Source organism: Staphylococcus borealis (assembly GCF_001224225.1).
GTDB lineage: Bacteria > Bacillota > Bacilli > Staphylococcales > Staphylococcaceae > Staphylococcus > Staphylococcus borealis.
Map to the genome: position 1 here is coordinate 140,967 of NZ_CUEE01000005.1, position 12,047 is coordinate 153,013.

General features: G+C 35.0%; 10 protein-coding genes. 3 read left to right on the top strand and 7 right to left on the bottom strand.

The features are described 5' to 3' along the window. Window positions 1–135 precede the first annotated feature (135 nt). The 4 genes from AK212_RS07665 to AK212_RS07680 all read right to left on the bottom strand — a co-directional run bounded on the left by AK212_RS07665 (window position 136) and on the right by AK212_RS07680 (window position 3,236). Window positions 136–1,170 (bottom strand): SDR family oxidoreductase, encoded by a 1,035-nt coding sequence (locus AK212_RS07665; protein WP_053030123.1) that lies wholly within the window; start codon window positions 1,168–1,170, stop codon window positions 136–138. Between the two features lie 140 nt (window positions 1,171–1,310). After that, window positions 1,311–1,838 carry a YfiT family bacillithiol transferase gene (locus tag AK212_RS07670; RefSeq protein WP_053030124.1) on the bottom strand — a complete coding sequence of 176 codons (528 nt, stop codon included), beginning with the start codon at window positions 1,836–1,838 and terminating at the stop codon, window positions 1,311–1,313. 151 nt (window positions 1,839–1,989) lie between these two features. Then, a complete protein-coding gene (locus AK212_RS07675) occupies window positions 1,990–2,229 on the bottom strand; it encodes a hypothetical protein (RefSeq protein ID WP_053030125.1) in 240 nt (79 codons plus the stop codon). Between the two features lie 104 nt (window positions 2,230–2,333). Further along, window positions 2,334–3,236: a LysR family transcriptional regulator gene (locus AK212_RS07680; RefSeq protein WP_053030126.1), complete on the bottom strand. Its 903-nt coding sequence runs from the start codon at window positions 3,234–3,236 to the stop codon at window positions 2,334–2,336. Window positions 3,237–3,378: 142 nt separating this feature from the next. Between AK212_RS07680 and AK212_RS07685 the strand changes: the two genes are divergently transcribed. Further along, a complete protein-coding gene (locus tag AK212_RS07685; RefSeq protein WP_053030127.1) occupies window positions 3,379–4,575 on the top strand; it encodes an MFS transporter in 1,197 nt (398 codons plus the stop codon). Between the two features lie 159 nt (window positions 4,576–4,734). On the opposite strand, the gene AK212_RS07690 is transcribed toward AK212_RS07685, so the two are convergent. The 3 genes from AK212_RS07690 to arsB all read right to left on the bottom strand — a co-directional run bounded on the left by AK212_RS07690 (window position 4,735) and on the right by arsB (window position 8,826). Then, on the bottom strand, window positions 4,735–6,129 hold the full coding sequence (locus tag AK212_RS07690; protein WP_053030128.1) for a YfcC family protein: 1,395 nt from the start codon (window positions 6,127–6,129) through the stop codon (window positions 4,735–4,737). A 235-nt stretch (window positions 6,130–6,364) separates the two neighbouring features. Then, window positions 6,365–7,066 carry an NAD(P)H-dependent oxidoreductase gene (locus tag AK212_RS07695; RefSeq protein ID WP_053030129.1) on the bottom strand — a complete coding sequence of 234 codons (702 nt, stop codon included), beginning with the start codon at window positions 7,064–7,066 and terminating at the stop codon, window positions 6,365–6,367. Window positions 7,067–7,536: 470 nt separating this feature from the next. Continuing rightward, entirely contained in the window at window positions 7,537–8,826 is a 1,290-nt protein-coding gene (arsB, locus tag AK212_RS07700) for an arsenite efflux transporter membrane subunit ArsB (RefSeq protein WP_053030220.1), read from the bottom strand. Between the two features lie 266 nt (window positions 8,827–9,092). Between arsB and AK212_RS07705 the strand changes: the two genes are divergently transcribed. Then, window positions 9,093–10,700 (top strand): MutS-related protein, encoded by a 1,608-nt coding sequence (locus tag AK212_RS07705; RefSeq protein ID WP_053030130.1) that lies wholly within the window; start codon window positions 9,093–9,095, stop codon window positions 10,698–10,700. Between the two features lie 165 nt (window positions 10,701–10,865). Then, a complete protein-coding gene (locus AK212_RS07710) occupies window positions 10,866–12,047 on the top strand; it encodes a DUF418 domain-containing protein (protein WP_053030131.1) in 1,182 nt (393 codons plus the stop codon).

Sequence of the window (12,047 nt, forward strand, 5' to 3'; positions counted from 1 at the left end):
ACTAGCATATGTATTTTTCATGAAACAAGAGAAAAGTAAGCGCTTTCCAAATTTTGTAAGTAAAAAAACACCTTTATCTTCTAATTACAATATTATAGATAAAGGTGCTACCTCAAATGGCGTATTCACTTATATTTATTTTAAGATGTGGTGTTCTATCATACAATCAACAGATGCTAAGATGGCTTCTTCTTGTGTGTAGTTTGGTGTCCATCCTAGAATTGTTCGCGCTTGTTGGTTACTGACATTTCTATTCATTTCAAGTAATAACTTACCTTCTTGTGCTTCACTGTTAAATCTAGCGCCTAACTTAATCGCAAAATCCGGAATTGTCTTAGTTGAAATTTTGTCTGCTAGTTTAGGGCGTTCTTGTTTAATTAATTGTGCAATTTCGGGCATAGTAATTTGTCCATCTGCAGTAGCAATAAAACGTTTGCCATTGGCTTCAGGTGTCTTCATTGCTAAAACATGCATTAATGCCACATCTCTGACATCGACAATATTCATTGGGATATTAGGGATACGTTTCATTTTGCCACTGGCGATATTTTCTACAAATTGGAAGCTCAATGACATATGTTGATTCAATGAAGGACCAAGTATTGCAACGGGATTGATTGTCGCAAATTCAATATGATTTTCAGTCGCTTTAACAAAATCCCATGCTGCGCGTTCTGCAATCAATTTAGATTTTTCATACACAGAAAGTCCTTTTTCATTAGGGTCAGTCCAATATGCTTCTGTTGTCACACTCGACTTATCTTTATTACTAAATCCAACTGCCCCAAAGTTTGCTGTCATAATGACACGTTTGACATCTGTCTTCTCAGCAGCTCTTAAAATACGTTGAATCCCTTCAACGGCTTGTTTATTAATGGCGTGTTCATCGGTCACACTTACACTCCCCATTACTACAGGCGAAGCGACACTCATCACATATGTACAATCTTCCATAGCTTCTTCCCAGTTATCATCTTTAGATAAATCCGCTTCAACAAACGCTAGGTTTTGCGTGTCAATTTGTTGTACTTTCAATGTTTCAAGTACCGTTTCTTTCTTAGACAATGAACGAATTGTTGCACGTACGCCATAATCTTGTTTTAACAACTCTGCGACTATACGCAAACCTAAGAAGCCTGTACCTCCAGTTACTAAAACTTGTTCCTTCATGAAACTTCCTCCCCTATCTATCTCTTAGTAAGTTCAGATTATAACAGTTTTATCCTTGTAGTATGCTTATTAACACTTACTTTTGATAAAGTTCATTCTTAGGTTGTAGAGACTTCTTCATATAATTATTTTTGAACACTTTATGCTTGTGACACACCTTGGTCTGATAAAGCAATCTTGATATGTTCTAGATGATGACGCTCATGCCATGATAATTTTGCCAATAATTCTGAAACTGGTACTTGGCTACCATCTGAAAGCTTAATCGAACGTTTTAAATCATCTTCTGTAACATGATTCCCCATTTCAACAATGCGTTGATTGAGGCCATCTAAAATATTCATTGATACTTGGATAGGTAAATTTGAATCTGGTAGTTCGGCCCAACGTTCTTGATCAAACATATATGCTGTTATCTGTGTCTCAGTAAGTGCCATTTTTAATCTTTCATATAAATTAATTTGAGAGTCTGCGATATGATGTACTAATTGTCTGACTGTCCAACTGCCTTCTCGATAACGACGTGCTAATTGCGCATCAGTTAACGAATTGACCGTTGCACTAAGGTGGTCAATATACACTTCTATGTCACTCATCCATTCCTTCACATCGACTAATGTCGGGTTACTAGGTGCTTCAAATTCTCCTATCGGAAATCTTACGTCCATGATAAATCCCCCTTAGTTATCTTTCGTTATACCTTCTATTTACCCTTATTAAGACGTAATAAAAAGAAGCGACCACAGAAATTAATGTTATCGATTAATTTCTGTAGCCGCTATCTTATATCAATTCAAAATATATGATTTTCTCACACGCTTATGCTAGTAATAACGGGCTTGAGAAAATAACTAAAAATACAATATTTAAAATCAATATTGTAATATTAATGGCTTTGTTGCCTTTTAAGATGCCTAAAACACTCGCAATAATAGCTAATAACATGACGAACAATCCTGGAAGAAACCAGAACATGCTAGTGAACATAATTGAAACTACTAATAGAAATGATAATAAGCATAAAATACCTGAAACTAAGTTAATGTTATGTAAATTCATAAGTTGCTCCTTTCAATCGGTGTTACACAGTATTATATACTAAAATTTATTTGAATTGAGTAAAATTTTTATAACAAAATCGACACATCTTTGTCATATGTTGTTTACAACGTCTTATAGTCTTTTAAATAGTTAATAAATTCAAGCACGGTTGGATCATTTTGATGTTCTTGATGTGTAATGGCTACAAAGTCAACTGTATAATCGAAAGATTGTCCTAAAGGTAACGCTTTAATCCATTCATTGTTTAAAAAAGGCTCATTCTCAACCATAAAGCTTGATACAATACCGACACCTAGCCCTTCAGCAACAGTTCTCATTAAGACAATTGGATTATTTGTACGGAAGACAATCTTCAAATCTCCATTCGCTTCTTGAAATTTCTTTAAATGATGATGATAAAAGCTACGATCATATAAGACAAATGGGTACGCTTTAATATCCTCAAGATCCACGGTTTCTTTAAACGAAAGTTTCGATTTAGCTGGTACAATCAATTTAAAATTCGAACCAAAATAAAGCGGAAATTCAATAATATGATTTGATATTTCAGAATGATTGGTCTTACCTATCAACCCTAAATCAATATCATGGTCTTCAATCATTCTTAATATATCTTCTTTATCAGATTCAATGACTTCGATGTCTACATTGGGATGATCTTTTTTAAATTGAGAGAGTACTTTAGGAAGTAATTTATGGAACAAGGTTGGGTTCGTAGCAATTTTAATTCTACCTTCAAAATGTGTTTCAATACTATCAACTTCTGAAAGCAGCGCATGTTTGGCTTCAATAATATCTAATATCTTAGGAATGAGACGTTTACCGATTTCTGTAGGTACCGTCCCTTTTCTAGAACGATAAAATAATTTATAACCTAATTCTTCTTCTAAATGCGCTATAGATTGGCTCATCGCTGATTGACTAATGTGCATACGTTCACTGGCATGAATCATAGATTCCTGTTCATACACTGTTTTAACATAACTCAATTGCTCGAAATTCATATATACCCCTTTATATCAGTTCTACTTATATTAAATTCATTTATTCTAATTATACATTAGTTTTAATTATTTATATAATAAACCATGCGCTTAAAAAACAATATAGAGTCTAAGTCACTCTAACTATTTTAGGAGGGACATGATGGAACATCGCTTATGGACAAAAGATTTTATCTTCGTTACATTAGTGAACTTCTTTATGTATTTAATACATTACATGCTTATCGTAACGGTCACTGCGTTTACTATTGACGAATATCACGCATCTGAAAGCATTGGAGGCTTAGCTGCAGGAGTATTTATTATTGGTATGTTAGGTGGACGCTTAGGTTCGGGTCGTATCATTGATTACCTCCAACCGAAATCGATATTATTTTATAGTGTCATCGCTTCAGTGGCCGCAATTGCTTTATACTTCACTATTACGAATATATGGATTCTCATGTTAGTTCGTTTCATACATGGTATTGCTTTTGGATTCGCATCAACAGCAACTGGTACCATATCCTCAAGAATTATTCCTGAAGCACGTAAAGGTGAAGGTATCGGTTATTATGGATTAAGTGTGACATTAGCGTCAGCTTTAGGGCCATTTTTCGGATTAATTTTAAATCATCGTCTAGGTTTTTCTTCTATCTTTACGATTAGTTTAATCAGTATCGTAATTGCTTTAGTTTTCACTACTTTTGTTAAAAGGCTTCCAATCAATATCGCCTCAAACGAAGATGAAGCGAATGCTCAACCTAAAGGCATTCACGCTTATTTACAACGAGAAGCCTTACCGATTTCAATGGTTACAATGCTGGTTGGCATAGCTTATTCAAGTGTGTTATCTTTCTTATCCATTTATGCCGAGTTACTAAATTTAGTTACTGCAGCAAGTTATTTCTTTGTTGTATATGCCTTAGCGACATTTGTAACCCGACCTTTCACCGGCAAAATTTATGATCATTATGGTGAAAATAAAGTAATGTATCCAGTTATGATTAGCTTTGTAGTTGGTTTAGTTCTATTGAGTATGACAACCTCATCATTATTTTTACTGATATCAGCAGCATTTATCGGCTTTGGTTATGGCACCATTATTCCCACTGCACAAGCCATTGCAATTCAACAATCTCCTAAACACAAAATGGGGTTAGCAACATCAACCTATTTTATTTTCGTAGATTTCGGTGCCGGTATGGGACCATTTATACTTGGACTAATCATTCCATTTATGGGATATCGCAACTTATATTTAGCCATGGCTTCACTATTAGCCGTCGCAATTATTGTGTATTATATCGTCCATGGTAAACATCATAAACATCCATTCAATACAACAGTAAACAACTAATTGATCATATGAAACAAGCGCGTTTCTATAATGTTAGGAACGCGCTTATCTATTGATATATCAGTGTTTATTAGACGCACCACCCTCTAACTTCAGACAAACGTCAGTCTTACCTCACTTAATTTTCACACTGTTTATATGTAGATTTAAATACACATTTTAATATCCAATTATAAGTGCCACCGACATGGCTATTGCACAAATAACCACCCAAAGCAGTATCAATTTCCATACAAATTTTATCCATTGTGTATAGGTAATGCGTCCTACAGCTAACGCCCCCATTAAGATTGCTGACGTTGGGAATAAAATATTGCTTATTGAATCTCCATATTGGAAAGCAAGGACAGTTAACTGACGATTAATATGAAGCAAATCAGATATTGGTACCATTAAGGGCATGGTTGTTAATGCTTGTCCTGATCCAGATGGTATAAAGAAATTAAGTAGAAACTGTAATATAAACATCGCAATAATAACAAATGAAGCTGGTATATCTGACAACAGCATTGTCATACCATGAACAATCGTATCGATGATTTTGCCATTTTCCAAAATAACAACAATACCTTTGGCGAATCCAACAATCATTGCACCAAATAAAATATTTTGCATCCCTTCAATTAAAGCATCAAATGTGCCATTTAAACCGAGTCCACTTACTAAACCAGCAATCATACCTGCGAGTAAGAAATTGGCACTCATTTCATTAAATGTCCAATCAAATACAAATATTCCAAATACATTAAATAAAATTGTAGCAACGATAATCAATAAGCTTGCTGCTTGTCGTTTACTAAAATGTTGGTAAGTAACTTCTTGTACTGTATGTCCTTCTTCTTTTTCGAGCTCATACACAATACTCTTAGATTTATCTTTCTTCACTTTATTAGCGTATAACATCACTGTTGAAATGGCAGCGGTTAAGATAAATAAATAGATCATCGTACGTAAGCCCCAGCCTGAGAACATGGGTAATTCAGCGACAGTTTGAGCTACCCCAACTGTGAATGGATTTAACATCCCTCCACTGAAACCACTCGCAGCGCCTAAAATCACCATAGCTGCACCTGTTAAAGCATCGTATCCTAATGTGCGTGCGATGATGATTCCAATTGGTACAAAGATAATCGTTTCCTCTGCTAAACCAATTGTAAACCCTAATATAGAAAATACTGTCATCGTTAATGGAATCATAAGAAAGTTGGCCTCTCCTAGCATTCTCATTGCTTTGTTAACACCATTTTCAAAAGCACCTGTCTTATGAATAATGCCAAAGGCGCCACCTACAAGGAATATGTAGAATACAATCTCTCCACCACTAATCAAACCTTCAGGAATGGCTCTGAATATTTCGAGAAAATTTACATTTGCCGACTCTACCGTATGGTATGTTCCTGAAACGACAAGCGTTTGGTCACCCTTCTTTTCACGTGCATACTCACCAGCAGGAATGATATATGTTAGCAACCAAGCTAGAAAAATGACAAACATTAATAATGCATATGTATGTGGCGTCTTAAACTTAAATGTCTTCCGTTTCTTCTCTTCCATGACTCATCAGCACCTTATATAGAATATGACTATCATTCACTCAATGATTATTTACATCATACCCTATTTACAATAAGATATACTATTACAATTTAAATTACATTTGTTATTGTTGTTATTTCATACGTGTGCTAGCAGGCTTTGAAAATTGGCGAACTTAAAAAAGTATCGGGCGTGACACAGTATTCTATTTGAATTCACTGCGCCACACCCGATATCTCTAACTACCAACCATTTATTTTAATTGGCCATTATCATCGAAATCAGCTAATTTAGGATATTTAATTCTAGGAATTGCATCAATATGTTTTAATTTTTCGGCTAATTGTTCAAGATAGTCGTGTCTTACTGCTTCACTATGACTTACTTGATAAGCGATAAATGGTTCTAACGGTGTCATTCCAGAGAAATAAATCATGCCGTGATTAATATGGAATAGTACTTGTTCGTGTATATCTCCTGAGAAACCATTGGCAGCATAACTGCCTTCGGGCGAACCCGTTGTCGTTGAAATCATTGCGATTTTATCAGTCAAGCGTGCTTTATCGTAACGGTCATATTCTCCACCGTAAATGCCACCAAAAATAAAGATTTTATCAAACCAACCTTTAAGAATAGCTGGAACACTAAACCACCATAATGGAAATTGGAAAATGACTAAGTCAGCCCATAATAATTTTTCAAATTCTCCCTTAATCACTGATGTCAGTTCATCGTTATCATAGGCATGTTTTTGCTCCACTGCATATTTGAAGAAGTCAGAATCTGTCAGATTTTCAAAATCCTCTTTTCGAGCTACTGGATCAAAGTTCATTGCATATAAATCGGAAACTTTAACTTCATGACCTTGTGCCTCTAATGTTTCTACAGCTTTATCTTTTAATGCGCCATTGAACGACTTTGGTTCAGGATGGGCGTATACAATTAATGCTTTCACACTCTCACCTCTATAGAATTGGTATAGTTATAGATTTAAGATACTATGACACCATCATTTCGCCAAAAATTATGCTCGTTTTAATGTCATTAACATGTTTTTTAACTAAGTTTTTAAAAGGCATAAAAAAATGAGATAGACGGATCATAGACGACACATCCGTTATCTCACTTAAGTCATTAGTACTAGACGCTCAAAGGTCTTCTAATGACGATTTATGTATATTCAACTATGTATATATCTAAGCCTTATATTACAAGGAGGTTAGACTGCAAGGTGTATAAAAGTTAGTCATTAACTGTTTGAATGGTCGAATTATACTTTAACATTTTGGGATGGCGAGCAATCTAACTTCTCTTGAATATACTTTTAACATGTTATCAGATGATTTAAACCTGATGTCCATCTATTCTTAAAAGCTACGTATCAATGCCTAACTGTCATATCCATCTTGAAATATGATTATTGTGTTAAAAAATGAGTAATGTCAGATATAGACCTAACAACGTCATAAAGAGTACAGGAATTGTAATAACGATGCCCGTCCTAAAGTAGACACCCCATGATATTTTAACGTCTTTTTGAGCTAAAACGTGAAGCCATAACAAGGTGGCTAATGAACCTATAGGTGTTATCTTCGGACCTAAGTCAGAACCTATGACGTTAGCGTAAATCATACCTTCTTTAAGCATACCTGTTACTTGTGATTGATGTATGGCAATCGCATCAATTAAAACAGTCGGTAAGTTATTCATAATGGATGATAATATTGCAGATATGAAGCCTACCCCCATAATACTGGTAAATAAGCCATGCGTAGATATCGATGCGAATATATGCCCTAAGACAGTTGTGATACCCACATTTTTAAGTCCGAAGACGACTAGATACATACCTAGTGAGAAAATCACAATATTCCATGGCGCACCTTTGATAACTTTTCCAGTAGAAACAACGTCTGATTGACGTGCCAAGAGTAAGAAAATAATAGCGACAAAGCCGGCTATTAGAGACACTGGTACGTGTATGAACTCGCTGACAAGATAACCTATTAGGAGTATTGCTAAAACTAGCCAAGACATACGGAATAATTTCTGATCTTTGATTGCAGTGTTAGGACTTTGAACCTTTTGAATATCGACTGTCTTCGGAATAGACGTTCGGAAATACAACCAAAGGACAATGATGCTTGCAATTAATGAAAATATATTGGGCATAAACATACGACTCAAATATTCTACAAAACCAATATTAAAATAATCCGCTGAAACGATGTTCACTAAGTTACTTACTGTAAATGGTAATGACGTTGTATCCGCGATAAAACCACTTGCGATAACAAAAGGAAAGATGACTTTCTTATTGAAGCCAAGATGACGTACCATAGCTAACACAATTGGCGTTAGAATCAGCGCAGCACCATCATTCGCAAAGAAAGCTGCAACAATCGCACCGAGAATCATGATGTACACAAACATTCTAAAACCGTCACCTTTAGATGCTCGAACCATATGTAAGGCAGCCCACTCAAAGAAACCTATTTCATCAAGAATCAATGAGATTAAAATGACCGCCACAAATGTTAGCGTCGCATTCCAAACAATATGCGTTACTTCTACAATATCTGACCAACCCACAACCCCAGTAATGAGTGCTAAAACTGCGCCTATAACGGCCGTTATTCCTATATCAAGTCCCTTGGGCTGCCAAATGACAAATACGAGTGTGATAACAAAAATAGTGATTGCTAGCGCTGTCATCATATACATTCACCATGGCACACGCACATGTTATAGTTCATTAAATTATATGTAAATGCTATTTGTTTCTCTATCATATCAACCAAAGCCTCCTATACCATTATTAAGCATATCACGAGCTACAAGGTGAAATCTATGTGGCAAAGGTTATCTGAGTAATCCTATATTATTTTTATATTGATAAAGCGTAATTTATCTATCTTTGTTAATTACATCATATTATGAAATAATTGTGTAAATGATTTAAATTTTTAAGGAGTTTAGTTATGAATATTTATCAGACTTATGCGTTATTGGTGATTGGCATCATCATTCTGGGGTTAATTATGAATATTGCTCTGAGCATTTCAGATAAGCGAAAGTTGATTCATCATATACATACACTTTGGCGTAATAAGAAGCCAATTGAGAACTTTATACGTCCAAATGCTCGTTTCGATTATCAATTTGAGCTCAAGCGTGATCAACACGACAATCTTATTGACGATAAAACATGGTCGGATTTAAATATGGAGGAAATCTTCCATCGCAGTAACTTTAACTTCACAGCTATTGGAGAAATGCGTTGGTGCGCTACATTACGCAATATGTTTAAGGTTAATGACCATCAACTCTTAGACTACTTTAATAACAATGAAACATTTAGAGTGAATGTATCTTATCATCTCGCTTCTATCGGAAAAGTGGTTTATCCTATCTTTCCAGATCAACTTAAACCGATTAAACGTAATAATTTATTTATGATTTGTCCATTCTTACCATTGATTGGCATTATTATCATTCTATTTTCGCCATCAACCGGTGTACTTATAACTATTTTCGCAGTGCTATTGAATATTATCTTATCTGGTAGTCTTAAACGCACATATGATCAAGATTTAAAGTCACTATTCTACACAGCAAAAGTACTTAAAGAAGGCTATCATCTTGACCAAATCGAAGGCACACCTGAAGTTAAGACGAACTTTAATCACTTTAAAGGTGCGCGTCTATTTAGCGGTCTACTTGGCAAAGTGGGCGATCAAGATATTGGCGGCGCATTTATCATGTTAATCAAGATGGCATTTATGGTTGACTACTTCCTATTTCATATCATCCAGCATACGTATTATCGATATCAAGACGAAGTACTCGCCTGCTATGACTATGTGAGTACCTTAGATAATCACTATTCATTAGCCATGTATCGACGCACATTGGACACATATTGTGATCCGACTGCCTTTTCAGAAGAACAGAACGTATCATTTACAAACTTAGTTCATCCTTTACTGGACAATGCCGTCCCAAACGACCTCGACATTAAACACAATATTCTATTAACTGGGTCAAATGCATCAGGAAAATCAACATTTATGAAAGCTGTAGCTATTAACATTATCCTTGCACAAACGATTGAAACTGCGACAGCCGATACATTTAGCTATCGACCTGGCTTAGTTTATACTTCTATGGCAAATGCCGATGATGTGTTATCAGGCGATAGCTACTTTATGGCTGAACTCAAATCGATTCGTCGCTTATTTGATATAGAAACGACATTACCCGTTTATTGTTTCATTGATGAAATCTTCAAAGGTACCAATACAACTGAGCGTATTGCGGCTTCAGAATCCATATTATCGTATTTGAATCATTTGCACAATTACAGAATTGTAGCAGCAACACATGATATCGAACTTTCCCAATTGTTAAAGGACAATTATCATAACTATCACTTTAATGAAACGATTGAAAACAATGAAATTCATTTCGATTATAAGATTAAAACAGGTAAATCCAATACGCGAAACGCCATTGAATTATTGCGTATTACCCACTTCCCTGACAGCATTTACAAACGTGCCAAAGACCAAGTTAAAGATTTGGATTAACATTGTTTCATGTAAAACATTATCGGCATATGTGGGGTGTTGAGCTTAAATTATACTTTCATCACTCCACTACTTTGTTGTGATGTTAATTATTTAAGATAGATTTAAGGTGCATTTATGCTAGATTTTATCATTATTGTTTACTGTATGTATTGAGGTGACATTATGAAACGTATTACATTTGCTGACAGTTTAAGAGGATTCAGCTTATTAGGTATATTTCTTGCTAATTTACTTATATTTCAATTTAGTTTATCCGGCAAAGACTACATCGAACATTTCCATTTAAGTCCCATCAACCAAGGCATATTCAATCTTATCATTGTACTTGTTGAAGAGAGCTTTTTACCTATTTTTGCCATATTATTTGGCTTTTCGATGGATAAGTTGTATCAGTCTATGAAATTAAAAGGGTTACCACGACCTAGATTAAAATTATTACGTCGTGCCATTTTCTTACTGATTTTAGGCTTTATACATGCATCTTACATATGGGAAGGCGATATCTTAACCGCTTATAGTTTAGCGATGTTATGTGTCATCCCTTTCATTTCACTTAGTACGAAAGCCTTTAAATGGTTTAATATTATCATCATTTCTCTCGTCTTCATCATGGGCTTTTGGTCTATGTTTGATGATTCACAACCGTCTACAACATCCGACAATCATGATGCTGCTGCTTATATCCATAAGGTACAGCAAATTTACACACAAGGTAGTTATGACGACATTCATCATGTAGATGACATTGCGCCATCTCCTAAATTTGCAGAATTAAAAGATCAATTAGGTGATAATAAGGGCGCCATCTTCTTGGTAGCCATCCTTTTTGAGGTGCCGTTATTTACTTTAGGTATCTTTCTTTCTAGATCTGGTTGGTTCGAAAAAGATGCAAGACACTTTTGGTCGTCGAAATTATTCATATACCTGATACCAATAGCGATTATTGCCAAATCAACCATACTTTGGTTAAATAACGATGCGATTTCCGGTGTACTCCTTGCTATGTTTGGACCTGTTTTATCATTTGGTTATATGAGTTTATTTAAATATTTATATCAACGTCATGAGAAACATCCTATCTTTAAAGGTTTAGAAAATGCCGGCAAAATCTCGCTCACCGTTTATATTACTCAAAGTATTATCGGTACACTTATTTTCTATAGTTATGGTCTAGGATTATTTGGCAAAGATATACTCATCTATACCAGCATTTTGTTTATTGTGATTTATATTCTTTTAGTTGTATTAGCAACATTACATCAAAGACACTTCCGATACGGTCCATTAGAATATCTTCTACGTATGTTCACTTATTGGAAATGGCATGTAGGTAAGCGAAAATAG

Excerpts from the sequence above, each read along its gene's own strand:
- AK212_RS07710 (WP_053030131.1), top strand. The coding sequence starts at position 10,866 with ATGAAACGTATTACATTTGCTGACAGTTTAAGAGGATTCAGCTTATTA.
- arsB (WP_053030220.1), bottom strand. The coding sequence starts at position 8,826 with ATGACAGCGCTAGCAATCACTATTTTTGTTATCACACTCGTATTTGTC.
- AK212_RS07685 (WP_053030127.1), top strand. The coding sequence starts at position 3,379 with ATGGAACATCGCTTATGGACAAAAGATTTTATCTTCGTTACATTAGTG.
- AK212_RS07675 (WP_053030125.1), bottom strand. The coding sequence starts at position 2,229 with ATGAATTTACATAACATTAACTTAGTTTCAGGTATTTTATGCTTATTA.
- AK212_RS07665 (WP_053030123.1), bottom strand. The coding sequence starts at position 1,170 with ATGAAGGAACAAGTTTTAGTAACTGGAGGTACAGGCTTCTTAGGTTTG.
- AK212_RS07670 (WP_053030124.1), bottom strand. The coding sequence starts at position 1,838 with ATGGACGTAAGATTTCCGATAGGAGAATTTGAAGCACCTAGTAACCCG.
- AK212_RS07705 (WP_053030130.1), top strand. The coding sequence starts at position 9,093 with ATGAATATTTATCAGACTTATGCGTTATTGGTGATTGGCATCATCATT.
- AK212_RS07680 (WP_053030126.1), bottom strand. The coding sequence starts at position 3,236 with ATGAATTTCGAGCAATTGAGTTATGTTAAAACAGTGTATGAACAGGAA.
- AK212_RS07690 (WP_053030128.1), bottom strand. The coding sequence starts at position 6,129 with ATGGAAGAGAAGAAACGGAAGACATTTAAGTTTAAGACGCCACATACA.